At 65.2% G+C, this 24,851-nt stretch carries 23 protein-coding genes; 12 read left to right on the top strand and 11 right to left on the bottom strand.

All coding sequences use genetic code 11. The features are described from left to right. Positions 1–5 precede the first annotated feature (5 nt). Positions 6–542 carry a DoxX family protein gene (locus ACVWY0_RS00870; protein WP_252564995.1) on the bottom strand — a complete coding sequence of 179 codons (537 nt, stop codon included), beginning with the start codon at positions 540–542 and terminating at the stop codon, positions 6–8. Between the two features lie 313 nt (positions 543–855). Between ACVWY0_RS00870 and ACVWY0_RS00875 the strand changes: the two genes are divergently transcribed. Together ACVWY0_RS00875 and rsrA are read left to right on the top strand one after the other, a co-directional pair. Next, positions 856–1,665: a sigma-70 family RNA polymerase sigma factor gene (locus ACVWY0_RS00875; RefSeq protein ID WP_485835051.1), complete on the top strand. Its 810-nt coding sequence runs from the start codon at positions 856–858 to the stop codon at positions 1,663–1,665. Continuing rightward, entirely contained in the window at positions 1,662–1,922 is a 261-nt protein-coding gene (rsrA, locus tag ACVWY0_RS00880) for a mycothiol system anti-sigma-R factor (protein WP_485835052.1), read from the top strand. Before ACVWY0_RS00875 ends, rsrA begins: the two co-directional genes overlap by 4 nt. 166 nt (positions 1,923–2,088) lie before the next feature. On the opposite strand, the gene ACVWY0_RS00885 is transcribed toward rsrA, so the two are convergent. From ACVWY0_RS00885 to ACVWY0_RS00905, 5 genes are all read right to left on the bottom strand, one after another. After that, complete coding sequence (locus tag ACVWY0_RS00885; RefSeq protein ID WP_104061284.1) at positions 2,089–2,163, bottom strand: 50S ribosomal protein bL37; 75 nt, start codon at positions 2,161–2,163, stop codon at positions 2,089–2,091. A gap of 169 nt (positions 2,164–2,332) precedes the next feature. Beyond that, positions 2,333–2,944 carry a PadR family transcriptional regulator gene (locus ACVWY0_RS00890; RefSeq protein ID WP_056343302.1) on the bottom strand — a complete coding sequence of 204 codons (612 nt, stop codon included), beginning with the start codon at positions 2,942–2,944 and terminating at the stop codon, positions 2,333–2,335. Next, a complete protein-coding gene (locus ACVWY0_RS00895; protein WP_485835053.1) occupies positions 2,944–3,786 on the bottom strand; it encodes a DUF4097 family beta strand repeat-containing protein in 843 nt (280 codons plus the stop codon). The genes ACVWY0_RS00890 and ACVWY0_RS00895 overlap by 1 nt, the downstream gene beginning before the upstream one ends. 99 nt (positions 3,787–3,885) lie before the next feature. Next, a complete protein-coding gene (locus ACVWY0_RS00900) occupies positions 3,886–4,485 on the bottom strand; it encodes a GDSL-type esterase/lipase family protein (protein ID WP_485835054.1) in 600 nt (199 codons plus the stop codon). Between the two features lie 121 nt (positions 4,486–4,606). Continuing rightward, the gene (locus ACVWY0_RS00905; RefSeq protein ID WP_485835055.1) at positions 4,607–8,407 is read right to left on the bottom strand and encodes a multifunctional oxoglutarate decarboxylase/oxoglutarate dehydrogenase thiamine pyrophosphate-binding subunit/dihydrolipoyllysine-residue succinyltransferase subunit; all 3,801 of its coding nucleotides are present in this window, start codon (positions 8,405–8,407) and stop codon (positions 4,607–4,609) included. Positions 8,408–8,907: 500 nt separating this feature from the next. Between ACVWY0_RS00905 and ACVWY0_RS00910 the strand changes: the two genes are divergently transcribed. The 5 genes from ACVWY0_RS00910 (at position 8,908) to ACVWY0_RS00930 (ending at position 14,095) form a co-directional block, all read left to right on the top strand. Next, entirely contained in the window at positions 8,908–10,242 is a 1,335-nt protein-coding gene (locus ACVWY0_RS00910; protein WP_485835056.1) for a hemolysin family protein, read from the top strand. Further along, positions 10,239–11,309, top strand: a complete 1,071-nt coding sequence (locus ACVWY0_RS00915; RefSeq protein ID WP_252576395.1) for a hemolysin family protein — start codon at positions 10,239–10,241, stop codon at positions 11,307–11,309. Before ACVWY0_RS00910 ends, ACVWY0_RS00915 begins: the two co-directional genes overlap by 4 nt. A gap of 115 nt (positions 11,310–11,424) precedes the next feature. After that, positions 11,425–12,408, top strand: a complete 984-nt coding sequence (locus tag ACVWY0_RS00920; RefSeq protein ID WP_485835057.1) for a metal ABC transporter solute-binding protein, Zn/Mn family — start codon at positions 11,425–11,427, stop codon at positions 12,406–12,408. Next, positions 12,405–13,220: a metal ABC transporter ATP-binding protein gene (locus tag ACVWY0_RS00925; protein WP_485835058.1), complete on the top strand. Its 816-nt coding sequence runs from the start codon at positions 12,405–12,407 to the stop codon at positions 13,218–13,220. The genes ACVWY0_RS00920 and ACVWY0_RS00925 overlap by 4 nt, the downstream gene beginning before the upstream one ends. After that, positions 13,220–14,095, top strand: a complete 876-nt coding sequence (locus ACVWY0_RS00930; RefSeq protein WP_485835059.1) for a metal ABC transporter permease — start codon at positions 13,220–13,222, stop codon at positions 14,093–14,095. Before ACVWY0_RS00925 ends, ACVWY0_RS00930 begins: the two co-directional genes overlap by 1 nt. A 42-nt stretch (positions 14,096–14,137) precedes the next feature. Here the strand turns inward: ACVWY0_RS00930 and ACVWY0_RS00935 are convergent, their stop codons facing one another. Then, positions 14,138–14,620 carry a Fur family transcriptional regulator gene (locus ACVWY0_RS00935; RefSeq protein ID WP_485835060.1) on the bottom strand — a complete coding sequence of 161 codons (483 nt, stop codon included), beginning with the start codon at positions 14,618–14,620 and terminating at the stop codon, positions 14,138–14,140. A gap of 110 nt (positions 14,621–14,730) precedes the next feature. On the opposite strand from ACVWY0_RS00935, the gene ACVWY0_RS00940 reads away from it, so the two are divergent. Next, positions 14,731–15,387, top strand: coding sequence for an MBL fold metallo-hydrolase (locus ACVWY0_RS00940; protein ID WP_485835061.1), 657 nt, complete (start codon positions 14,731–14,733; stop codon positions 15,385–15,387). A gap of 4 nt (positions 15,388–15,391) precedes the next feature. Here the strand turns inward: ACVWY0_RS00940 and ACVWY0_RS00945 are convergent, their stop codons facing one another. Next, on the bottom strand, positions 15,392–16,471 hold the full coding sequence (locus ACVWY0_RS00945) for a PLP-dependent cysteine synthase family protein (protein WP_485835062.1): 1,080 nt from the start codon (positions 16,469–16,471) through the stop codon (positions 15,392–15,394). Positions 16,472–16,570: 99 nt separating this feature from the next. On the opposite strand from ACVWY0_RS00945, the gene ACVWY0_RS00950 reads away from it, so the two are divergent. The 3 genes from ACVWY0_RS00950 to ACVWY0_RS00960 are packed head-to-tail and all read left to right on the top strand — an operon-like array spanning position 16,571 to position 19,073. Next, complete coding sequence (locus tag ACVWY0_RS00950; protein ID WP_485835063.1) at positions 16,571–17,458, top strand: sulfurtransferase; 888 nt, start codon at positions 16,571–16,573, stop codon at positions 17,456–17,458. After that, a complete protein-coding gene (locus ACVWY0_RS00955; RefSeq protein WP_485835064.1) occupies positions 17,455–18,648 on the top strand; it encodes an NAD(P)-dependent alcohol dehydrogenase in 1,194 nt (397 codons plus the stop codon). The genes ACVWY0_RS00950 and ACVWY0_RS00955 overlap by 4 nt, the downstream gene beginning before the upstream one ends. Beyond that, a complete protein-coding gene (locus tag ACVWY0_RS00960; protein ID WP_485835065.1) occupies positions 18,645–19,073 on the top strand; it encodes an HIT family protein in 429 nt (142 codons plus the stop codon). The genes ACVWY0_RS00955 and ACVWY0_RS00960 overlap by 4 nt, the downstream gene beginning before the upstream one ends. Before the next feature lie 65 nt (positions 19,074–19,138). On the opposite strand, the gene hrpA is transcribed toward ACVWY0_RS00960, so the two are convergent. Both hrpA and ACVWY0_RS00970 read right to left on the bottom strand, forming a co-directional pair. Next, positions 19,139–23,092: an ATP-dependent RNA helicase HrpA gene (hrpA, locus tag ACVWY0_RS00965; RefSeq protein ID WP_485835066.1), complete on the bottom strand. Its 3,954-nt coding sequence runs from the start codon at positions 23,090–23,092 to the stop codon at positions 19,139–19,141. A gap of 198 nt (positions 23,093–23,290) precedes the next feature. Continuing rightward, entirely contained in the window at positions 23,291–23,458 is a 168-nt protein-coding gene (locus ACVWY0_RS00970) for a hypothetical protein (RefSeq protein WP_181037140.1), read from the bottom strand. A gap of 81 nt (positions 23,459–23,539) precedes the next feature. Here ACVWY0_RS00970 and ACVWY0_RS00975 point away from each other — a divergent pair, with 81 nt between their 5' ends. Continuing rightward, positions 23,540–24,508 carry a GlxA family transcriptional regulator gene (locus ACVWY0_RS00975; protein WP_485835067.1) on the top strand — a complete coding sequence of 323 codons (969 nt, stop codon included), beginning with the start codon at positions 23,540–23,542 and terminating at the stop codon, positions 24,506–24,508. A 12-nt stretch (positions 24,509–24,520) separates the two neighbouring features. On the opposite strand, the gene ACVWY0_RS00980 is transcribed toward ACVWY0_RS00975, so the two are convergent. Next, positions 24,521–24,844, bottom strand: coding sequence for a protealysin inhibitor emfourin (locus tag ACVWY0_RS00980; RefSeq protein WP_056343351.1), 324 nt, complete (start codon positions 24,842–24,844; stop codon positions 24,521–24,523). Between the last annotated feature and the right edge of the window lie 7 nt (positions 24,845–24,851).

The following is a 24,851-nucleotide window of genomic DNA, read 5'->3' on the forward strand; positions in this document are numbered from 1 at the left end:
CGTCCTTACGCCCCCGTTGCGTGTTCGACGGCGCGGCGCACGGCCTTGTCCGCCTTGTGAAGCTTCTGGCCGGTGGTCTTGCGGGCGCCGGCGGCAGTCTTCCGGGCGTCCGCGGCGAGGTGCTCGGCACGCCAGGCCAGGCCCGGCTTGCCGGCGGTGTCCACCGAGGCCAGCAGGGCGCCGCCGCTGAGCGAAATGTTCTTGAGCAGCTGGTTCCGGCGTGCCTCTCGGCCTTCCTTGGTGCTGATGTCCGCGCTGCGCCATTCCACAAAGGTGTTCAGGAGCGAGATGACGGTCAGCAGTGTTGCCGAGAGGCGGCTGAACTTGCCCAGTCCGAACAGCACGCCGGCACCCACCTGCGTTCCGCCGATCACCCGTGCCAGCATCTTTTCGTCGGCCTGGAAGGGCAGCGACGCGGCCGCCTTCTGCAGGAGCGGCGAGAGCTGGGTGGCGGTGTCATCGGCGTTCTTCAGCTTGTCCAGTCCGGCGACGACGAAACTGGAAGCCAGCATGGGGCGGGCGAGAGTACGGACAAAGGACATGGGTTTCCTCCTGGCTGGACGAACCGCACCGAATGCGGCGGAGTCCGTTCTAGTCTTGCACTTTTGGGGAATATTTTCCTGCCGCCAGCGGTTATGGATTGCGGGTCCGAACACCGGACGAATTGACTCATCATGGATTGCCCGGCAGGTATTTGCCTGGAACACCATGGCCTGACACAGACTGGAGTTGCCCTTGAGGTTACTGAAGGACGGGACGGAGCCCGCCGGACCCGTAGCACTGCAGACTCTGGAATCCGATCCACCGGAGTACGGATCGCGGCGCGCCAAGGCCGTCACAGTAGACTTGAACGCAATGAGCACCCTGGATCCGGCCCTCGAGGCCATGTACGAGGCCTCCGAACGCGAAGCCAAAACAAGCAACGACGCCAATGCCAGCGGCGATGCGCCGGCAGGGAGTGACTCGCGGCCTGCAGACGCGCAGCCTGAAACGGATGTCCCTTTGCCCGCTGAGCCTGCGCCCGCCGAGCAACCCGTGGATGTGGCCACCGAATCAGCGGAAGAACGCCGGGTCCGCTTTGAGCGTGATGCCATGCAGTACGTGGACCAGCTCTACTCGGCCGCCATGCGGATGGCCAGGAACCCCGCGGATGCGGAAGACCTGGTCCAGGAGGCCTACACCAAGGCTTTCTCAGCGTTCCACCAGTACAAGCCCGGCACCAACCTCAAGGCATGGCTGTACCGGATCCTGACCAACACGTACATCAACCTCTACCGCAAGCGGCAGCGCGAACCGCTGCAGTCGAACTCGGACACCATCGAGGACTGGCAGCTGGCCAGGGCGGAGTCGCACACGTCCCGCGGCCTGCGCTCGGCCGAGGCTGAGGCGCTGGACCACCTGCCGGACTCGGACGTCAAACGGGCGCTCCAGGCCATCCCCGAGGAGTTCCGGCTGGCCGTGTACTTCGCCGATGTCGAAGGCTTCGCGTACAAGGAAATCTCGGACATCATGAACACGCCCATCGGGACAGTGATGTCCCGGCTTCACCGCGGCCGGAAAATGTTGCGGGACATGCTGGCGGACTATGCCGCCGAACGAGGATTCAAAGGCGCCGTCGAATCACAGGACACGGCCGCGACCACAAAACAGGAGAACAGGAAATGAGCGACTGCCAGGGATTGGGCGACTGCGATGACGCCCGGATGCAACGCATCTACGAATACCTCGACGGGGCATTGACCCGCGAGGACATCACGGAAATCAAGACCCACCTTGATGAGTGCCCTGAGTGCACGGAGCAGTACGACCTGGAGTGTGTGATCCGCACCATGGTGAAGCGCTCGTGCACCGAGGCCGCTCCGGAGAACCTGAAGAACGCCATCCTGGACCGGATCCACGCGATCCGCCCGGTGGACGCCTGACCCAAGCGGTAGCCGTCTGAAGGGACACCTGACTGCGTGGACGCCTGGATGCGTCGATGCCCGTCAGCAGTACTGCAGGCAGGCATAGAACAGCGCAAAGACGAAGGACCCCGGAAGCCGTGTGGCTTCCGGGGTCCTTCGCTTAAACCGTTTTCCAAGCTTTAGCTTAGGCGTTGGGGCGCTTCCCGTGGTTCGCGCCGCCACGCTTACGGTCACGACGTTTACGTGCACGCTTGCTCATAGCTGGCCTCCTTAAATGTTGGTACTCAAAAGAGCTGCCCTCAAGTCTCCCACACCATGGGACACGCCGCGAAACCGAAACGGCTGTGACCGGGGGCAACACCGACCGGCGGCTCAGTCCGGCGGCTTGCACAGCCGCGCAGCTCAGCCCGGCGGTTCCGCCGGACGGCTCAGCCGGGAAGTGAGTTGCGGATGGAGATGCGTGCCTGGTCCAGGACGGTCCTGACAGTTTCCAGCGTGACGGCGCTGAGCGGTTGCCGGGTGGCCTGCAGCCGCAGTTCCACGCGCAGGTCGTCCCGGAACGCCTGTAGCAGCATCTCCGCTTCCTTCAGTTCCCGGAACCCTTCCGAAGACTGGCGGCCGGCTTTCCTGAAATCGGCGGCCCGCGCCGTGGAACGGGCCGCCTCTGCGGTGGCTGCCAGGTCTGCCCGCAACCCGCGCATGTTGGCGCGGATATCCGCCCGCAGGTTGTCCGCCAGGCGGCGGACGGAAGCGGAAATGTCGTTCTCGACTCCGGCGAGTTCCTCCCGGCGCTTGTTGAGTTCGGCAAGCCCCGCCGCGGTGATGCGGTAGTTCGTGCGGCGGCCTTCTGATTCAGTGGCGACGAGCCCTTCTTCCTCCAGCTTCCCCAGCCGCGGATAGATGGTTCCCGCGCTGGGGGAGTAGGTGCCGCCGAACCGTTCGCTGAGGGCTTTGATCAGTTCATAGCCGTGTTTGGGCCCCGACTCCAGCAGTGCGAGCAAGTACAGCCGGAGCGCACCATGGGCGAACACCGGAGGCATCAGTGCCCCGCTTCCGGGCTACTTGCATCGTCATTGCGGGCCGGCTGGCCATGGAAGATGGACGTTTTGCCGGACACCGAGTTGGTCCGGACCAGCATCAGCTTCCCGTCCGGTCCGGCAATGGTTTCCACCTTGCCGCCGGGCTGCGAGTATTGCTGGTCATCAATCACCACAACGCCGCTGGCAGACTTCGCCACGATGTCCACCCCGACGTCGTGGGGCAGCCTGATGGTGAGGTCGCCGGAGACTGAATTGGCACCGAAGTCGTGGGTAAAGCCGAGCAGGTCAAAACTCATGTCGCCGCTGACCGTATGAGCCCGGATGTTGCTGAACCGGCCGGATGCGGTGACCTCGCCGGAGACGCTCTTGGCGGTTAGGACGCCGTCGTGATTTCGCGCGATGACCTCGCCGCTGACGGTGTTGACGTGAAGTTCCCCGGATGTGCCGTCTGCCATCACAGAACCGGAGACGGTATTGAGCCGCGTGCGCCCGCTGATTCCGGACACAAGGCCATCGCCGCTGACCGTGCCGGCCTCCACCTCGACGCCGGCCGGCAGGGCAATACTGATAACCGCTGAGTTGTTGCTGTTGTGGTTGACCGTGCCCATCAGGTTCTTGAACCAGCCCTGCGGGCCGTGCAGCTGATGGCGGACCTCAAGCCGGCCGTCCGTCAGTGTCACCGACACGGGATCGCCCTGGACGTCGTTGATCTCTACGCGGGCAACGGCGTCGGCATGGATGACGACATCGAACCTGCCGCGGACCATGCCCAGCTTTAGCGACCTGACGTGGTCAACGTCGATGGTTTGCGGACCTGTGACGGTCCAGCTGTCCTCTGTCATGAAATCCTCCAAAACCGCGATATATCGTGACTGATACCCCAAGATACAACGGGCCGGCGGAGCAGGTCAAGATATATCGCGACTGGAAGGTGGGGAAACCTACTCGGGGGCGTCCATGCCCAGCCACTGGAACCAGCCACGGTGGAGCACCAGCCAGGCCATCAGGCCATAGCCCGCCTGCCCGGGAGTGCCGGTGTTGGCCGCAAGGTCCTGGCGCCACTGTTCGTGGTTCAGCAGCGGGGAGAACGTGTCCACATAGAGGTGCTTGCGCCTGGTGGTGACGTCAGCGAAAGCTGTGTTCAGATCGGAGAGCCGGCGGTTCTGTACCGGGTCCAGCGTGGGCGGCGGGCCCACCACAAACACCTCGATCCGGTTCTGCGTGGCGGTATCCAGGATGTTGGCCAGGTTCAGGCGGCTCCGGGCGGTGGAAAGGCCGAACTCGATGTCCCGGCCCGAGAGGCCGATCACCAGGCGGTTCTCGTGCTGGTCGCCGAACCGCCGCCCTGCCTCCTCCTGCCAGCGGGCAGCCAGCCCTTCCGTTCCTTCCTGGGGACAGGGGAGGGCATACGCTTCCATGACCATGCCGTCCTGCGGAGTGCGGGCCAACACGCGGCCCAGCCAGCCGAGGGCCCTGGGATCGCCCAACCCGGCCAGCAGTTCATCTCCAACAGCTGCGATCCGCAGCTTCCTGTCTTCCACAAGTCCCTCTTTACGTCCGTGCCGATTCAGGCCAATCGGCGTGGCTATGATCCATCTTCATTAAACAGAACTGCCCGGCCGGAGTCTGGTATTTCGACGTCCGGCCGGGCAGCCACTGGGACTACTTCCGTGCAAATGCCTGCTTCAGGAGTGAATCCTGCTCGGCTGCGTGCCGCTTCATGGAGCCGGCCGCCGTGGAGGCCGATGCGGGACGCGACACCAGACGGACGCGCCGATCCAGCGACTCCGGGAGGTTCAGGCCCATAAACGGCCACGGTCCCTGGTTTGCGGGCTCGTCCTGTGCCCAGACAACCTCCGCGTTCGGGTACTTGGCCAGTTCCGCTGCGATTTCTTCGTGCGGCAGCGGGTAGAGCTGCTCCACGCGGACAATCGCGGTGGTCTTGTCATCGGTCTTCTGCCGGGTGGACAGGAGATCGTAGTACAGGCGGCCGGAGACCAGCAGTACGCGTTCGACGGCGTCTGCCACCAGCTGCTCGTGGTCGCCGATGACGGGGCGGAAGGCGCCCGTGGTGAAGTCCTCGACGGACGACGCGGCTGCCTTGAGGCGCAGCAGCTGCTTCGGCGTGAAGATGATCAGCGGCTTGCGCGGCCTGCTGTAGGCCTGGCGGCGCAGCAGGTGGAAGTGTGATGCCGCGGTGGTGGGGTTGGCCACGATCATGTTCTCTTCGGCGCACATCAGCAGGAAGCGTTCGATGCGTGCCGAGGAGTGGTCCGGGCCCTGGCCTTCGTAGCCGTGCGGCAGCATCAGGACCAGGGAGGAGCGCTGGCCCCACTTCTGTTCGGCCGAGGAGATGAACTCATCGATGATGGTCTGCGCGCCGTTGACGAAGTCGCCGAACTGCGCTTCCCACAGCACCAGGGCATCCGGGCGTTCCACCGAGTAGCCGTATTCGAAGCCCATGGCCGCGTATTCGGACAGCAGGGAGTCGTAGATCCACAGCTTGGCCTGGTTGTCCGAGAGGTGGCCCAGGGGCAGCCACTCGTTGCCGTTGGCGCGGTCGTGGAACACTGCGTGGCGCTGCACAAACGTGCCGCGGCGCGAGTCCTGGCCGGCAAGCCGGACGGGAACGCCTTCCATGATCAGCGAGCCGAAGGCCGCGATCTCGCCAAAGCCCCAGTCAATGCCGCCTTCGCGGGACATCTGCTCGCGCTTTTCGAGGAGCTGCTTGAGCTTGGCGTGGACGGTGAAGCCCTCGGGGATCTGGACGTGGGCCCTGCCGATGTGCGCCAGGGTCTCCGGCGAAATGGCAGTGGACGCCGGGGCGTTGGTGCCGGAGTCAGCCTGTTGGGCGATGGGACGCTCAATGTCGGCGACGGCGGCGGAGTCCGCGGTGATGATCGGGATGGGCGAGGTCTGGGCAGCGTGCGTTTCGGCGAAGACCCGTTCCAGCCGTTCCTGGTAGTCGCGGAGCAGCTGCTCCGCTTCTTCCTCGGTGATGTCGCCACGGCCGATGAGCGCCTCGGTGTACAGCTTGCGGACGGAGCGCTTGGCTTCGATCAGGTTGTACATCATGGGCTGGGTCATCGAGGGGTCGTCACCCTCGTTGTGGCCACGGCGGCGGTAGCACACCATGTCGATCACAACGTCCTTGTGGAACCGCTGGCGGAACTTGTAGGCGAGCTGGGCGATGCGCACCACAGCCTCGGGATCGTCACCGTTCACGTGGAACACCGGCGCCTGGATCATCTTGGCGACGTCCGTGGAGTAGGTGGACGAGCGCGACGACGACGGCGCCGTGGTGAAGCCGACCTGGTTGTTGACCACCACGTGGATGGTGCCGCCGGTCCGGTAACCGCGGAGCTGGGACAGGTTCAGCGTCTCAGCAACCACGCCCTGGCCTGCGAACGCAGCATCTCCGTGGACCATGAGGGGCAGGACCGGGAAGGCCTCGCCCTGGTCCAGGCGGTCCTGCTTGGCGCGGACGATGCCTTCGAGCACCGAGTCGACAGCCTCGAGGTGGGACGGGTTGGCGGCGAGGTAGACCTTGGTCTCGTTGCCGTTTTCCGAGGTGAACGTGCCTTCGGTACCGAGGTGGTACTTCACGTCGCCGGAGCCCTGCACTGAGCGGGGATCCTGGGTGCCTTCGAATTCGCGGAACACCTGGGCGTAGGTCTTGCCGGCGATGTTGGTGAGGACGTTCAGGCGGCCGCGGTGGGCCATGCCGATTGCAACTTCGTCCAGTCCGTCGTCGGCGGCATCGGAAATGATGGCGTCCAGCAGCGGAATCAGGGATTCGCCGCCTTCCAGGGAGAAGCGCTTCTGGCCGACGAACTTGGTCTGCAGGAAGGTTTCAAACGCTTCGGCCGCGTTGAGCCGGGACACGATGCGCAGCTGCTCTTCGCGGCTCGGCTTCGAGTATGCGTGCTCCAGCTGGTCCTGGAACCACTTGCGTTCTTCCGGCTCCTGGATGTGCATGTACTCGATGCCCGTGGTGCGGCAGTAGGCGTCGCGGAGTACGCCGAGGATGTCGCGGAACTTGAGCATGGGTGCGCCGCCGAAACCGCCGGTGGGCCACTGACGGTCCAGGTCCCACAGCGTCAGCCCGTAGGTGAGGACGTCAAGGTCCGGGTGCTTGCGCTGGACATACTCCAGGGGATCAGTGTCCGCCATCAGGTGGCCGCGCACACGGTAGGAGTGGATCAGCTGCTGGATCCGGGCAACCTTGTTGATCTCGTCAGCGGGGTCCACCTGCAGGTCGGGGCTCCAGCGGATGGGCTCGTAAGGGATGCGCAGTGACTCGAAGATGTCGTCGTAGAAGTTCTGGGCACCGAGCAGCAGCTGGTGCACAAGCTTCAGGAACTCGCCGCTGCCGGCTCCCTGGATGACGCGGTGGTCATAGGTGGATGTCAGCGTGAGGACCTTGCTGATGGCATTCTGCGCGATGATCTTTTCGCTGGCGCCCTGGAACTCGGCCGGGTAGTCCAGCGCGCCGACGCCGATGATGGCGGCCTGTCCCTTGGACAGACGCGGCACGGAGTGAACGGTGCCGATGCCGCCGGGGTTGGTCAGGGACACCGTGGTGCCGGAGTGGTCATCAGCGGTCAGCTTGCCGCTGCGGGCACGCTTGATCAGGTCTTCATAGGTGTGCCAGAACTCGGAGAAGTTGAGGGTCTCCGCTTTCTTGATGTTGGGCACTATGAGCAGGCGGGTGCCGTCCGGCTTGGGCATGTCAATGGCGATGCCGAAGTTGACGTGGGCCGGCTGGACAGCACTGGGCTTGCCGTCGATTTCGTCGTAGTAGACGTTCATCGACGGGAACTGGGCGAGTGCGCGGATCACGGCGTAGCCGATGAGGTGCGTGAAGGAAACCTTGCCGCCGCGTGCTCTGGCCAGGTTGGAGTTGATGACCACGCGGTTGTCGATCAGCAGCTTTGCCGGAATAGCCCGGACGCTGGTGGCCGTGGGGACCTCAAGGCTGGTGACCATGTTGGTGGCGATGGCCTTGGCCGGGCCGCGAAGAACGGAGACCACGTCCTCTTCCGGAGCCGTGGGTGCCTTGACGTTTTTGGGAAGCTGGGCGGGGATCGGCTGGGCCGTGCTTCCGGGCTCGGTCTTCTTCGCGCCATCGCGGGCGACCGTAGCGGGAGCTTTCTTTGCCGCCGCGGGGGCGGCGGCCGGCGCTGCGGGCTGTGCGGCCGGCGACGTTGCCGGTGCAGCAGTTGCAGAAGCCGGAGGCGCCGGTGGTACAGCCGGGATTTCGCGGGTTGCTGGGTGGGCCACGGCTACCGCCGTGCTTCCGTTGGAAGAAGAACCGCTGCCTGAATCGAAGGACTCGAACAGGGGCCACCATTTGGTATCCACCGTGTTCTTGTCTTTCTGATACTGCTCGTACAGTTCGTCAACGAGCCACTCGTTTCCGCCAAATTCCTCTGGTAGACGGTGGCTAGGCTGCTCTGGCACTTGAAATACGCCTCTTCCATGAGTTTGATTTCTCTCTGGCCGCCACGGTGCCGCAGCACAACATTCGAACCAGTCTCTGCGTCCTGAACCCGGACCGTTGCCAGTCTAATGAGCATTCTGTGTTAACTGCCAATAACGGTGACCCAAATCATGGCAATGACGCGGAGATCACGGATTGTGGCGTCCGGAAGCCGTCCCGGCGCGGGTGCGCCGGGACCTCCGTGCGGCCATCCGAATGGCGCAATCTGCTCCTGTAGACTGAAATTCTTATGGACAGTAAATCTAGGTGCCGGCCTGGGGGCTGTCAGCGGAGCATGACGTACAGCACCGCGCAGTCCACCCGCAGAGCCGGCAAACCCCGAACACGCGCCCATCATTCTCCGTCAGCCCACCCCGGCGGAGCCCCTATGGAAACAGCATCGGCTTCGGCCGATCATCCTCCGCCGGTCCGTTTCCCCCGGCTTCACACAATTTCTCCCGGCTTTCGGGCGGGATGCTGAATGGAGTGGTTGCTCCTCGCGGCAGGCCTCCTGCTGATCGCCGGCACCGGCTTTTTCGTCGCCGTCGAATTTTCCCTGATTGCCCTTGACCAGGCCACGGTCCAACGTGCCATCGATAACGGTGACACCGGTGCCGTCCCGCTGCTCAGGTGCCTGAAATCCCTCTCAACCCAGCTTTCCAGCTGTCAGCTCGGCATCACCCTCACCACCCTTCTGACCGGTTACGTGATGGAACCGTCGGTAGGACGCCTCCTCGAGGGCCCGTTGGCCGCCGTCGGAATTCCCGAAGTCGCGGCGGCATCCGTTTCCCTGGTCATCGCCATGGTGCTGGCCACGCTGTTGTCCATGCTGTTTGGCGAACTCGTGCCCAAGAACATGGCAATTGCGCTGTCCTTCCAAGTGGGCAAGGCGCTGGCGCGGCCGCAGCTGGTCTTTACGGCCATCTTCAAGCCCGCCATCGTGGTGCTCAACGGCTTTTCCAACAAGGTACTGAACGTCTTTGGCCTGGAGGCCAAGGAGGAGATTTCCGGTGCCCGGACGCCGGCCGAGCTCGCCTCCCTGGTGCGGCGCTCCGCCGCCATGGGAACGCTCGACGCCGGGACGGCCAACTTTGTGGCCCGCACCCTGAACTTCTCGGCCCGGACGGCCGCCGATGTGATGACGCCCCGGATCCGGATGGAAACCATCGACGCCGACCAGCCTGTCTCGGACATCCTGGACGCCGCCCGGCGCACCGGGTACTCCCGCTTCCCCGTCATCGGGGAGTCCTCCGACGACATCAAGGGCCTGGTCCACGTCAAGAAGGCCGTTGCCGTGCCGTGGGACAGGCGGGCCAACCTGGAGGCCGGAGCCATCATGACCGATGTCCTCCGCGTGCCGGAGACCATCCACCTCGATGCCCTCCTGGCCGAGCTGCGCGAGGGAAACCTCCAGCTCGCGATTGTCCTGGATGAATACGGCGGAACCGCAGGCATCGCCACCCTTGAGGACCTGGTGGAGGAAATCGTCGGTGAAGTGTCCGACGAGCACGACAAGGTACGCCCGGGACTGCTCCAGAGCGCCTCCGGGGACTGGTACTTCCCCGGGTTGCTGCGCCCCGACGAGCTTTCCGAACAGATCCCGGGGCTGACCGTTCCGGACGAAGCCGCCTACGAAACCGTGGGCGGGTACGTCATGAGTGAACTGGGCCGGATCGCCGCAGTGGGGGACACCGTCGACGTAGGCGGAGGCACGCTGAGCGTGACCAGGATGGACGGCCGAAGGATCGAGCGGATCTCCTTCCATCCGGCGGCGCCTGAAGCGGAGCCTGCTCCGGACGACAGGAGTGAACGATGAGTGACTGGGCCGGAATTGCCTGGCTGGTTGTCCTCCTGCTGGGTAACGCGTTTTTTGTCGGCGCCGAGTTCGCCGTGATGTCGGCCAGGCGCAGCCAGATCGAACCCCTCGCCGAGGCCGGTTCCAAGCGGGCACAGACCACGTTGCGCGCCATGGAAAACGTCTCCTTGATGCTGGCCTGTGCGCAGTTGGGCATCACCGTGTGCTCGCTGCTGATCCTGCAGGTGGCCGAACCGGCCATCCACCACCTGATGGCGGCTCCCCTGGAAGCTGTCGGGCTGCCGGTGGAAGTTGCCGACGTCGCGGCGTTCGCCATTGCCCTGATGGTGGTGACCTTCCTCCACGTGACGTTCGGCGAGATGGTGCCGAAGAACATCTCGGTATCGGTGGCGGACAAGGCTGCCTTGCTGCTGGCGCCGCCGCTGATGTTTGTTGCGAAGCTGGTCAACCCGGCCATCGTCGCGCTGAACTGGTCCGCCAACCACATCCTCAAGCTCCTGCGGATTGAGCCCAAGGATGAGGTGAATTCGTCCTTCACGCTCGAAGAAGTCCAGTCGATCGTGCAGGAATCCACCCGTCACGGGCTGGTGGATGATGACGCGGGCCTGATCACCGGCGCCCTGGAATTCTCCGAATACACGGCTTCGAACATCATGGTTCCACTGGACGACCTGGTCATGCTGAAGGCGGCCACCACGCCGGTGGAGTTTGAAAAAGCCGTCAGCAGGACCGGGTTCTCACGGTTCCCCATGCTGGACGATGACGGCATGCTGTCCGGCTACCTCCACGTGAAGGATGTGCTGTCCATTCCCGAGTCGGACTACCAGCACCCCATCGCCGAGAGCAGGATCCGCTCGCTGGCCAACCTCGCGCTGGATGACGAAGTTGAAACGGCCATGTCCGTCATGCAGCGCACGGGCTCACACCTGGCCCGCGTGATCGGCGCGGACGGGCAGACCCGCGGCGTCCTCTTCCTGGAAGACGTGATCGAGCAGCTGGTGGGAGAGATCCGGGACGCCACACAGGCCACCGGCATCAGGAGGCTGGGCGAACCGAACGGTGACTGAGCGCGCCCGGGTCCGCAAGGGACCGGCCCGGCTATCCTAAATAGGAATCATTCACATTTAGGGGTAAGCTTTTTGGAGACGCAAAAGTCCATCCCTGTACTGAACTGAGGTTTCCGTGCGCCACCCCGCCGCCATCCGAACGTCCCTCGCAGCCCTCGCCGGGGTGAGCCTGCTGCTCACCGCCTGCGGCTCCGGAGGCGGTGCACCGTCGGCGACGTCCGGCGCCGGCTCATCCGCCGGCGTCGTCGACGTTGTGGCCTCCACCAACGTGTACGGGGACATCGCCGCGATCATCGGCGGGGACAAGGTCAACGTCACCTCCATCATCACCAAGACCAGCCAGGACCCGCATTCGTACGAGGCCACCGCGCAGGACCGGCTGCTGGTGTCCAAAGCGGAACTGGTGATCGAGAACGGCGGCGGCTACGACGCCTTCCTCCACAAGATGGCCGACGACAGCAACATCGTCACCGCCGTGGAAGTAGCGGGCCTGGCGCCGGAGGAAGCCCACGCCGAAACGTCGCCGTCGGTTAGCGAATCAGCCGACGAACACGCGCACGAGCCCGGTGCATTCAACGAACACGCCTGGTACAGCCTGGATGCCATGGGTAAGCTGGCTGATTCTCTGGCGGCCAAACTGGGCGAACTCGAACCGGGCTCTGCGGCCCTGTTCACATCCAATGCCGCAACCTTCAAAGCCGGGGTGGACGGCCTGGCCGGCAAACTCGCCGCACTGAAGGCCAACGGAACAGGCGCAGCCGTGGCCGTGACCGAACCTGTCCCGCTGTACCTGCTCGAGGCAGCCGGGCTGGAGAACAAGACTCCGGCCGACTACACCGCCGCGATCGAGGAAGGCTCGGACGTTCCGCCCGCGGCGCTGAAGGCAGCCACGGACCTGGCGGGATCCAAGGACATCAGGTTCCTGGCCTACAACGCGCAGACAGAGGGACCCCAGACACAGGCGCTGAAAAAGGCAGCCGAAGCAGCCGGCGTTCCCGTCATTGACTTCAGCGAAACCCTGCCCGAAGGCAAGACGTACCTGCAGTGGATGACGGACAATGTTGACAACGTCAGCAAAGTTTTGGAGAAAAATAGTTGAAACCGGTGGTCAGCCTCCGCGGGGCGTCCCTGCAGTTCGGCAAACGCTTGCTCTGGGAGGATCTTGACCTGGACATCAGGCCCGGTGAGTTTTTCGCCGTCCTGGGCCCCAACGGCAGCGGAAAGACCAGTTTCCTCAAGGTTCTCCTGGGCCTGCAGGAACTGCAGTCCGGCCGGGCCACGCTTGGCGACCGTCCCGTGGAGCGGGGCAGCAACCTGATCGGCTATATTCCGCAGCAGAAATCCTTTGCTCCGGACACCCCCATGCGTGCCCGGGACCTGGTGGGGCTCGGCGTGGACGGCCACCGCTGGGGGCTGCGGCTGGGCAAGTCCCGGGCAAACCGCAGGATCGATGAGCTTCTGGAACTGGTGGGCGCCAGTGACTACGCCAAAGTCCCGGTGGGCCAGCTCTCCGGCGGTGAGCAGCAGCGCCTCCGGGTGGCCCAGGCGCTGGCCACGGACCCCAAGGTCCTCCTCTGTGACGAGCCGTTGCTGTCCCTGGACCTGCACCACCAGCAGGCCGTCAGCGCGCTGATCAACAAGCAGTGCCACGCCCAGAACAGCGCGGTGGTTTTTGTCACCCATGAAATCAACCCCATCATCGACTACGTTGACCGGGTGCTGTACCTGGCCGGCGGGCGGTTCCGCGTGGGGACCCCGGAAGAGGTCATGACCACCGAGGTCCTGTCCGAGCTCTATGGCAGCCACGTGGAAGTCATCCACGCGAACGGGCGCCTCGTCGTCGTCGGCCTGCCCGACGCGACCACGCACCACCACTCCGATGTCCACGCAACGGCGGGGGAGGTGGCCTGATGGATGCGGACAGCATCATCGGAGCGATCTTCAGCTTCGAGAACTACGGCGAGCTGCTGGTGCTGGTCCAGAACTCCATCTGGGCCGGGGCCGTGTTGGGCCTGCTGGGCGGGCTGGTGGGCACCTTCGTGATGAAACGGGACCTGGCCTTCGCCGTCCACGGCATCTCAGAACTCTCTTTCGCCGGGGCCGCGTTTGCGCTCCTGATCGGCGCGGACATCGTGCTTGGCTCGCTGATCGGCTCGGTGGCGGCGGCGCTGCTCCTGGGCCTGATGGGGGTCCGGGCCCGGGACAAAAACTCCATCATCGGGGTGATCATGCCCTTCGGGCTGGGGCTCGGCATTCTGTTCCTGTCCCTCTACGAAGGCCGTGCCGCCAACAAATTCGGCCTGCTCACGGGGCAGATCGTGTCCGTGGACACCGTCCAGCTCCAGGTCCTCGCCGGCGCCGCCGTGCTGGTCATTGCAGCCCTGGCAGCCATCTGGCGCCCGCTGAACTTTGCCAGCGTTGATCCCGAACTGGCAGAAGCCCGCGGGGTGCCCGTCCGGACGCTCGCGCTGATCTTTATGGTCCTGCTGGGAGTCAGCGTAGCGCTGTCCATCCAGGTGGTGGGGGCGCTCCTGGTGCTCGCATTGCTGATCACCCCGGCAGCCGCGGCGCTCCGCGTGACGTCCGCGCCCGTGGCCGTGGTGGCGCTCAGCGTTGTTTTCGCCGTCACGGCCACGGTGGGCGGAATCCTGCTGGCCCTGGGCGGGCGGATCCCCATCAGCCCCTATGTCACCACGCTGTCATTCCTGATCTACGTGGTGTGCCGCCTCGTGGGCAGTGTCCGGGCCAAGAAAGGCATCAACGGCCGGCTGCTGCACGCCCGCTGACACGGTCGAACGGGATGCGTGAGGCCGCGGCCGCGCAGGCCGTCAGAGTTTGCCGGTGGCACTGAGGGCTGTGCAGTCCGGGCACAGGCCGAAGATCTCCACGGTGTGCGCCACCTCTGTGTAGCCGTGTTCGGTGGCGATCCGGGCGGCCCAGGTTTCCACCGCCGGGGCCTCGACTTCCACGGCCTTCCCGCAGTTGCGGCACAGCAGATGGTGATGGTGCCCGGTCACGGCACAGCGCCGGTAAACGGCTTCGCCCTCGCCGTTGCGCAGCACGTCCACGAGGCCGTCGTCGGCGAGCGACTGCAGGATCCGGTACGCCGTTGCCAGGGAAACTGAGACGCTCTTGTTCTGCAGGATGCGGTACAGCTCCTGCGTGCTGACGAAGTCATCCAGCTCGTCCAGGGCAGCGCTGACTGCCACACGCTGCTTGGTGACGCGCTGCTCCTTGCCGGGCACACTGACGGTGCCTGCGCCGGATGCAGCGTTCGACGGCGTGGCGTCAGCTTTGGTGCCGAACGGCATGAAGGTACTCGCTTCCCTGAAGGACGGTGGCAATCATCAAGATTACCAGCCGGGAGCGCCCCGCCAGACGAGCCTTGGACAGGCTTGGGGCCGGACCCTAGGCTGGCGCTATGAAGCTGACAAAATACACCCACTCGTGCGTCCGGCTTGAGCAGGACGGCCGCGTGCTGGTGCTGGATCCGGGAACATTCTCCGAGACCGCCGAAGCCCTGGACGGGGCGCAGGCCGTGCTCATCACCCACGAGCACGCCGACCACGTGGACGTGCCGGTCATGGTCAACGCACTGCGCGGCTCGGACGTCCTGGCGGTCTTCGCGCCGGCCGGTGTGGCCGCCCATCTGCGGGAGGAGGCGCCGCAGGCTGCAGCGCGGATCCACACGGTTGAACCCGGCTCCAGTTTTGACGCGGCCGGCTTCAACGTCCGCAGCTTCGGCGGACAGCACGCACTGATCCACCCGCAGGTTCCCATCGTCGCCAACATCGGCTACCTAGTGGACGGCAACGTGTACCACCCGGGGGACTCCTTCATCATCCCCGACGGCCTCAGCGTGCAGACGCTGCTGGTTCCGCTCCACGCACCGTGGAGCAAGGTCAGCGAGGTGGTGGACTTTGTTATCGCCGTCCGGGCCCCGCGTGCGTTCCAGATCCACGATGGGCTGCTCAACGAAACGGGCCTGAAGGTCGCAGAATCCCATGTTGCCCGGTTGGGCCGGAAATACGGCACAGAGTACACCCGCCTTGCCCCGCGGGAATCGGTGGAGGTCTGATCAGCTACACGTTCCAGACGCCTGTCTTGAAAAACCGGCGGATGACTTCCGCCTGCGGCTCGGGGTCCAGCCCCTGGCTGGCGAGCCACGCAGGGTTGTAATAGTTCCCCGCATAGCGGTCGCCGCCGTCGCACATCAGCGACACAATGCTGCCGCGCTGCCCCTCCGCGACCATTTCAGCCACCAGTTGCCAGACACCCCACAGGTTAGTGCCGGTGGACGGTCCGGCGTGCAGGTCGGCGACCGTGCGCAGGTGCCGCATGGCTGCGATGGAGGCGGCATCGGGAACCTGGATCATGTGGTCGATGACGGCGGGCACAAAGCTCGGTTCCATCCGCGGCCGGCCGATGCCTTCGATCCGGGACGGCAGGCCGGTGCTGGCTCCACCAGCACCGTTCACCCAGCCGGGGTAAAACGCTGAATTCTCCGGGTCCACCACCGCAAGGCGGGTGTCGTGGCCGCGGTAGCGCAGGTAGCGGCCGATGGTCGCGCTGGTGCCGCCGGTCCCCGCACCCACCACGATCCAGCGGGGGACGGGGTGTTCCTCCAGCGCCAGCTGCCCGAAGATGGACTCCGCGATGTTGTTGTTGCCACGCCAGTCCGTGGCCCGCTCCGCGTAGGTGAACTGGTCCATGTAGTGGCCGTTGGACGTGGCAGCGACGTCCGCCGCCGCGGCGTAAACCTCTGAGGCATGGTCAACCAACAGGCACGAGCCGCCAAACTGCTCGATCAGCGCGATCTTCTCCGGGCTCGTCGTGCGGGTCATGACCGCTACGAACGGCAACCCCAGGAGCTGCGCGAAATATGCCTCCGAGACCGCGGTGCTGCCGCTGGAAGCCTCCACGATTGTGGTACCTTCGCGGATCCAGCCGTTGACCAGGCCAAAGAGGAACAGCGAGCGGGCCAGCCGGTGCTTGAGGCTCCCCGAACGGTGCGTGGACTCGTCCTTGAGGTACAGCTGGACACCCCAGTGCTCCGGGAGCGGTACCGAGTAGAGATGGGTATCGGCGGACCGGTTGTTTTCTGCATTGACTTTTCTGATGGCCTCGTCAGCCCAGGCCCGGTCCGTGCTCGCGTTCTTCACCGGATCAGCTTACCGGCGGCGCTCCCCGCCAGCCGTTCTGCCGCAGCTAGAGTTGGGTCAGCGACTGCACACCTCACAAGCATAATTGCAAGGAGAACGATGGGTCCACTGATGGCTGTCCCGGCTTTGGCGGCGCGTTTCGACGCCGGCCAGCGAACCGTGGTGCTGGACGTCCGCTGGGCGCTGGGGGACCCGCACGGCCGGGAACACTACCTTGGGGGCCACCTCCCCGGGGCAGTTTTTGTGGACCTCGCCACCGAGTTGGCGACGCCGGCCACCCCGGCCCGCGGCAGGCACCCGCTGCCCACCGACGCGGAATTCCAGGAAACTGCCAGGCGCTGGGGGATCAACAACGGCGACGTTGTGGTGGCCTATGACAACAGCGGCAACATGGCTGCCGCCCGGCTCTGGTGGATGCTCCGCAACGCCGGGTTCCAGGACGTGTACCTGCTCGACGGCGGCCTGGCCGCCTGGCAGGACGCCGGACTGCCGCTGGACACCGGACCCGTGGACGCCGCCGTCGGGCATGTTTCCTTTGACGTTTCCCCTGCCGGAGGCAGGATGCCCAGCATCGACGCGGCCGGAGCGGCGGACTGGCCGGCAACCGGCGTCCTCCTGGATGCCAGGGCCGGCGAAAGATACCGGGGCGAATTTGAACCCGTTGATCCGCGCGCGGGCCACATTCCGGGCGCCCGGAGCGCGCCAACAACGGAGAACGTGGACGGGGCCGGGCATTTCCTGCCGGCGGACCTGCTGCGGCATAAGTTCGAGGACCTCGGCGTCCGCGACGACGTCGCGGTGGCCGTGTACTGCGGCTCGGGCGTGACCGCCGCCCATGAGGTGGCCGCCCTCGAAATCGCAGGATTCCGGGCCGCCCTCTATCCGGGTTCCTTCTCGGAATGGTCCAACAATCCCGCGCTGCCGGTGGCGACGGGCAGCCGGCCGAATGGCCATGCGGCGGCCCGCGGGGGTAGCGTCGAAGGATGACCCCAGGACGCCCCGTACCGCCGCCCCTTGCCCGCCCCGTATTGCCGAACGATGATGCTGTTGCCGATCCTGCTGCTCATCCTGCTACGGACCTGGACGCCGATCCGGGCACCGGCCTGCTGGCAGCCGCCTATGGCGCGGTTTCCCCTGACAGCGGCCTGGCACCCCTGACGATTGCCCGGCGTGTTCCGAAAGCGGACGACGTCGAGATTGCCATCGAATTCTGCGGCCTGTGCCACTCGGACGTGCACACCACGCGTGGTGAATGGGGCAGCCAGAAGTATCCGCTGGTCCCCGGCCACGAAATCGTCGGAACTGTCAGCCGCGTCGGTTCGGCCGTGACTGACTTCACCCCGGGCGACCGCGTGGGCGTCGGGTGCATGGTTGATTCCTGCCGCGAATGCGAAAGCTGCCTGGACGGCCTGGAACAGTACTGCGAAAACGGCCTGACCGGGACCTACGGCGCCAAGGATTCGCGTAACGGCGATGCCGTCACCCAGGGCGGCTACTCGTCCGCCGTAGTGGTGGACCGGCGCTACGTGGTCCGTGTGCCCGGCAACCTGGACCCGGCCGCCGTCGCCCCCTTGCTCTGCGCAGGTGTCACCACGTTCTCTCCCTTGCGGCACTTTGACGTGGAGGAAGGCGACGTGGTGGGCGTGGTGGGGCTCGGCGGGCTCGGACACATGGCCGTGAAGCTCGCCAAGGCCATGGGGGCGGTGGTGAAAGTCTTCACCACGTCCGAAGGCAAGGTGCCGGCCGCACTGGAACTCGGGGCCGACGAAGTGATCCTGTCCCGGGACCAGGACGCCATGGCCGCCGCGGACCGCACCATCGACCTCATCATCGATACCGTGGCCGCTCCGCACGACCTGAATCCGTTCTTCCGCACCCTGCGCGTGGACGGTGCGCTGTTCCAGCTGGGCCTGCCCTCCGACGCCATGCCGCCGGTGAACCCCGGGGCCCTGATCCGGCGGCGGATAGCCTACGCTGGCTCGCTGATCGGCGGCATCGCCGAAACGCAGGAGATGCTTGACTTCTGCGCCGAGCATGGAGTGGTGGCGGACATCGAACTGGTGCGCGCAGACCAGCTGAATGAGGCCTACGACCGCATGGTGGCAGGCGACGTGAAATACCGGTTTGTGCTGGACACCAGCACCCTGCAGGCTGCGGCCGAGAAGGCAGACGCATGAGCACCCTGTTCACCAAAATCATCAATGGCGAGATCCCCGGACGCTTTGTCTGGCGGGAGGCGGACGTTGCGGCCTTCCTGACCATGGGTCCCCTGGCAGACGGGCACACCCTGGTGGTCCCCACCGAGGAGGTGGACCGCTGGACTGATGCGTCCCCGGAAACCCTCGCGAAGGTGATGGAAGTGGCAAGGCGGATCGGTGCGGTGCAGCTGGACGTCTTCCCCGCCGAGCGGGCGGGGCTGATTGTGGCCGGGTACGAGATCAACCACCTGCACGTCCACGTGTGGCCGTCCAGGACCATGGCTGATTTCGATTTCGCCTCAGCAGACCAGAACCCGGACCCTGCAGTGCTGGACGCGAACGCCGAGAAGCTGCGTGCCGGGCTCCGGGCCGCAGGCTACGCGGAGTTCGTTCCGGCAAGCTGAGCCTGACGCTCGCGCCGGTTTGGCCCTTCCAGGTCCTTGCCCGCACCGGCCGTGGGCCGGCAGGCCTAGGCCGGCGCGAGCGCCTTGTTAAGGACAGCCCTGATCCGCTTTTCGGAGACGGAATAGGCCGTTCCGAGTTCGACGGCGAAGAGGCTCACCCGCAGCTCTTCGATCATCCAGCGGACCTGCGTCAGTTCGGCACCCACCCGACGCCCTGGCAGCAGGGCCGACACGGCGTCGTCGTAATCGTCTTCCAGCCGCTGGACCGCGGCCATGCTCAGGCCATCCCGCTGGACGTTGCCGGGGAGCTTTTCGAGGCGTTTCTCGATGGCGGCAAGGTAGCGGGGGAGCTGGCTCAGCTGCTTGTAGCCTGTGCGGGCCACGAATCCCGGGAACACGAGCTGCTCGAGCTGGCTCCTGACATCGTTCAGGGCGCTGATCAGTGCCAGGCTGGTGGTGCCCTTCAGCATTTTCTCAATCCGCCGGGTGCTGGCCAGGACACGCTCCACCACGGCCGTCACACTAAAGACGGTATCGATGAGTTCCGCCCGGACCTGCTCGTAGAGGGCGTCGAAGGACGCCCGCTCCCACGGGAGTTCCGCCGGGGTCAGTTTGTCCACGGCAGCCAGGGCGCAATCGGCAATGAGGGCTGACACCGAACCGTGCGGATTCTGGCTGAACGTCAGTTTTTCGGTGTTGTTGAGATGCTCCAGGACGTAACGGTCCGGCGCCGGTACCCTGAGGGCGAGGAGCCGGATCACACCGCCGCGCATGGCCTCGAGCTGCTCCGACGAGGTCTGGAAGACGCGCAGCGCCACGGATGTTCCTTCATCCACCAACGCCGGATAGCCGGTGACAGTGTGGCCCTTGACTGTGTTGCTGACCTGCCGCTGGACCGTGCCGAAGGCCCACTCGGTGAGGCCGGTCTGTTCCTGGAAGCCTGTGCCGCTGCCGGCTGCATTTCCGCCAGTAGATGACGCGGGTACTGTTCCGCCGGCCTTTCCGGGTGTCTTCGAATTTCCCCGAGACTGCAGCGCGGTGGTTCCCGGTGTCGCCCCCAGGGATTCAGCAATGGCGCGGCGTGTTGCCGGGGCCAGCCGCTCCTGCAGGGCCGCGAGGTCCTTCCCGTCATCCAGCACCTTGCCCTGGGTATCGACAACCTTGAAGCTCACCCGCAGGTGGGACGGCACAGCATCCCAGTTCCAGGAACCGGGCGGGATGACGTGGCCGCGGATCCGGCGCAGGGCCAGTTCCAGTGAAGCTTCCAGCTCATCGTGGGCCGGATCAAAGTCTGATTCCAGGGCGGCAACGGCCTGCCGGGCCACATCCGGAGCGGGAACGAAGTTCTTACGGACCTGCTTGGGCAGGGACTTGATCAGGGCAGCCACGAGCTCGGCACGCTGGCCGGGGATCAGCCAGCGGAAGGCGGCATCATCGAGCTGGTTCAGGAAGAGCACCGGGACTTCGGCCGTGACGCCGTCGGACGGGTTGGGCGGTGACCCGGGCGCCACAGGGTGGAACTCGTAGCTGAGTGGCAGCTCGAAGCCCTTGTGCAACAGCGTCTTCGGATAAGCGGCCTCGTCCAGGTCATCGGCGTCGTTGTTGAGCAGCAATGACTTGTCGTAGTCGAGGAGGTCCGGATTCTGCTGCCGGGCCTCCTTCCACCATTTGTCGAAGTGTCGTTCGGATACAACGTCGGGGCCGATCCTGGCGTCGTAGAACTCAAACAGCGTTTCGTCGTCCACCAGCAGATCGCGGCGGCGCATCCTGGCCTCGAGCTCTTCGACTTCCAGAAGCAGGGCGCGGTTGCGGTGGAAGAACTTGTGGTGCGTTTTCCAATCGCCTTCCACCAGGGCGTGCCGGATGAATAGCTCGCGGGCCAGCACAGGATCCACTCGGCTGTAGTTGACTCGGCGTTGCGGGATGATGGGCACGCCGTACAGGGTGACCTTCTCGTACGCCATGACCGCGCCCATTTTGGTGGACCAGTGCGGCTCGCTGTAGCTGCGCTTAACGAGGTCCGGCGCCACCTGTTCTGCCCAGACGGGATCGAACTTGGCTGCGACCCTGGCCCAGAGGCGGCTGGTCTCCACGAGTTCGGCAGCCATCACAAACGTGGGGGACTTCTTGAAGAGCGACGAACCGGGGAAGATTGCGAACCGGCTGCCGCGGGCACCGGCGTATTCGCGCTTGCGCTCGTCCAGGATGCCGATGTGGCTGAGGAGGCCCGACAGCAGGCTCATGTGGATGCCCTCGTGGTTGCCCACAGGATCGGCAAGGCGCTTGTTGTCCAGGCTGATCCCGAGCGGGCGGGCCATCTGGCGGAGCTGGGCGAAGAGATCCTGCCATTCCCTGACCCGAAGGTAGTTGATGAACTCGGTCCGGCACAGGCGGCGGAACTGGGTGGACGAGAGTTCCTCCTGTTTCTCCTGCAGGTAGTTCCACAGGTTCAGGAAGCCGGTGAAGTCAGAGTTTTCGTCACGGAAGCGGGCATGCTTCTCGGCAGCGAGCTGCTGCTTGTCCGTGGGACGCTCACGCGGGTCCTGGATGGTCAGCGCCGCGGCCAGGATCATTACCTCGCGGACGCAGCCGCGCTTGCCGGCCTCCACGATCATCCTGCCGAGGCGGGGATCCACCGGCAGCTGGGCAAGCTGCTGTCCGACGGCGGTGAGTCCGCCGCTCTTGGCGTCCGCTGGTGCGTTTTGCGGTCTAACGGCGTTCAGGGCGCCGAGCTCGCGCAGGAGCGTAACGCCGTCGTTGATTGCCCGCGAGTCCGGCGGCTCGACGAACGGGAAGTTCTCCACGTCCTTGGGCCCACGTGCAACGCCCATGGCGGTCATCTGCAGGATGACTGCCGCCAGGTTGGTGCGCAGGATTTCCGGATCCGTGAACAGCGGCCGGGACCCGAAGTCCTCTTCCGAATAGAGCCGGATGGCGATTCCGTCCGACACACGGCCGCACCGGCCGGAGCGCTGGTTCGCCGAAGCCTGCGACACGCGCTCGATGGGCAGCCGCTGGACCTTGGTGCGGTGCGAGTAGCGGGAGATGCGGGCCGTGCCGGTGTCGATGACGTACTTAATGCCAGGGACCGTCAGGGACGTCTCGGCCACGTTGGTGGCCAGCACAATCCGGCGGTTCTTGCCGGGGTGGAACACTTTGTGCTGTTCCTGCAGGCTCAGGCGGGCGAACAGCGGGAGCACCTCGGTGCCGGCCAGGCGCCGGTTGGACTGGATCCTGGCGTTGAGTGCCTCTGCTGCGTCGCGGATTTCGCGCTCGCCGGAGAAAAAGACCAGGATGTCGCCGGGGGCCTCGGTGGCGAGTTCGTCAACGGCGTCGCAGACGGCGTCGAGCGGATCGCGGTCCTCTTCGAGTTCGTCATCGGAGGCGTCCTCGTCGGCCCCGCCGGCCGGCTGGGAAAGCGGCCTGTACCGGATCTCCACCGGGAACGTGCGCCCGGACACCTCGATGATGGGGGAGGGCTCGTCGTCGGACCCGAAGTGCTTGGCGAAACGCTCCGGATCGATCGTGGCCGAGGTGATGATGATTTTCAGGTCCGGCCTCTGCGGCAGGATGCGCTTGAGGTAGCCCAGGATGAAGTCGATATTGAGGCTGCGCTCGTGCGCTTCATCAATGATGATGGCGTTGTATTTGCGCAGCAGCCTGTCCCGCTGGATCTCGGCGAGCAGGATGCCGTCGGTCATGAGCTTGACCTTGGTGGCGCGGCTGACTTCGCCGGTGAACCGCACCTGGAAGCCGACTTCCTGGCCGATCTCCACACCGAGTTCCTCGGCGATGCGCTCAGCCACCGTGCGGGCTGCGAGCCGGCGCGGCTGCGTGTGCCCGATCAGGCCGTTGTCGCCCAGGCCCAGCTCGAGGCACATCTTGGGGATCTGGGTGGTCTTGCCGGAGCCGGTCTCGCCGGCGATGATGGTCACCTGGTTCGCTGCAATGGCAGCCTTCAGGTCCTCGCGGCGCTCGGAAACGGGCAGCTCAGCAGGGTAGGAGATATGAAATGTCATGGCTGCAGCCAGTCTACTGGGGCGGCGCCTGTTTCCCGCGCTTGCTGCCGTCAACCCCGCCGTCGGCCCGGCCGTTGATTCCGCCCTCCCGGACCCCACTCAATCAGAACATGAGGAAAGGACCCGGCTCACATGTGCCGGGTTCCTTCGTGTTAGTACGGATGGGTTAACAAAGACGGCTTGAGGCATGCCTTCTGGTTAGAAAATGCGCAGGGTGTAGTTAACGCTGGGCAGGTCCAGGGCGGACCAAGGCTGGTCGGAGGTGATGGGCGGGGTGTGGCCGCGGCCATCACGCAGGAGCGCTGAGACGGTGGCGGCGAGAACAACGAGGAGCAGGACCACTAGGGCGATTCCGAAGATTTCCATGACTCAATGTTGCTCCGGTGCATGTTCAAGAAACAGTGGCAGAAATGCCCAAAAAGCTCGAGTTTCTGCCACAATGGAAGCATGCTGAAATCAGTGGCAGTCATTGTCGTCCCCAACTTCTCGATCTTCGAGTTCGCCACCGCATGCGAGGTGTTCGGCATCGACAGGTCGGGTCGCGGCAGCAACGTCCCCGCGTTCGACTTCCGGACCTGCACGCCCGAGCCCGGAAACGTCCGCTTGAAATCAGGCCTCTCCATGAATGTCCCGTTGGGGCTCGATGCCACGGCGGACGCGGACCTCGTGATCATGACCCCGTTCGGACGCGACGACGACGTTCCGGAATCCGTGCTGGAGGCATTGCGCGCCGCGCACGCCCGTGGAGCCTGGGTGATGTCCATCTGTTCCGGAGCCTTCGCCCTGGCCCGCGCCGGTCTGCTGAACGGGCGGCGTTGCACCACGCACTGGCACTATTCCCATGAACTCGCAAACCGGTACCCGGAAGTGCAGGTCGATGAAAACGTGCTCTATGTGCAGGACGGCAACCTGATCACCAGCGCCGGAACAGCGGCAGGAATTGATGCCTGCCTCCATCTGGTGCGCGTTGAGCTGGGCGCCAATGTGGCAGCAGCCATTGCCCGGGACATGGTGGTGCCGCCGCACCGCGACGGCGGACAGGCTCAGTTCATCGACCGGCCCGTGCCTGCCTGTGGATCGGCGCCGATGGAAGAGTTGTTGCGCTGGATGGTGCAGAACCTGGAGCAGGAGCACACCGTCGTTGAGTTGGCGTCCCGCGTGCACATGTCAGCCAGGACCTTTGCCCGCCGCTTCCGGTCCGAAACCGGGGCCACACCTGCTGCCTGGCTGAACTCGCAGCGGGTCCTCCGGGCGCAGGAGCTGTTGGAATCCACTGACCTGAACATCGACGAGGTTGCCCGGGAATCCGGCTTTGGCCACCCCGTCCTCCTTCGGCATCACTTCGCCAAGGTGCTGGACACCAGCCCGCAGTCCTACCGCCGGGCGTTCCGGGGGCAACTGGTAACAGCAGGCTGACTGGAGACGCAGCTAAGCCTGCACAGGACCCCGCCGGTCGGGGCTGTCCTCGGCTGCCGCCCGGGTGGTGTCCACCAGCACACGCCATGGTCCTGTGACAGCCTGCTCCGGCAGCGCCGCCCGCCGCTGGCCGGCCCGGATCGAATAGATAAATCGGTCCGGCTGGTTGTCCTGCACCTCCGCGGCTGCGGCCCGGACGGTCTTGGGCACCGCGTCCCAAGGGCATGCTTCCACAATGGGTTGCCACTGGCTTTTGGCGCTCGCGGTCTGGGCGTGCACTGTCCATACGCGGGTCAGGGCTGCGATGCCGCCGCTGCGCTCCACACTGATCTTCATGGCCTGG

The sequence above is a fragment of the Arthrobacter sp. UYNi723 genome (assembly GCF_054057635.1).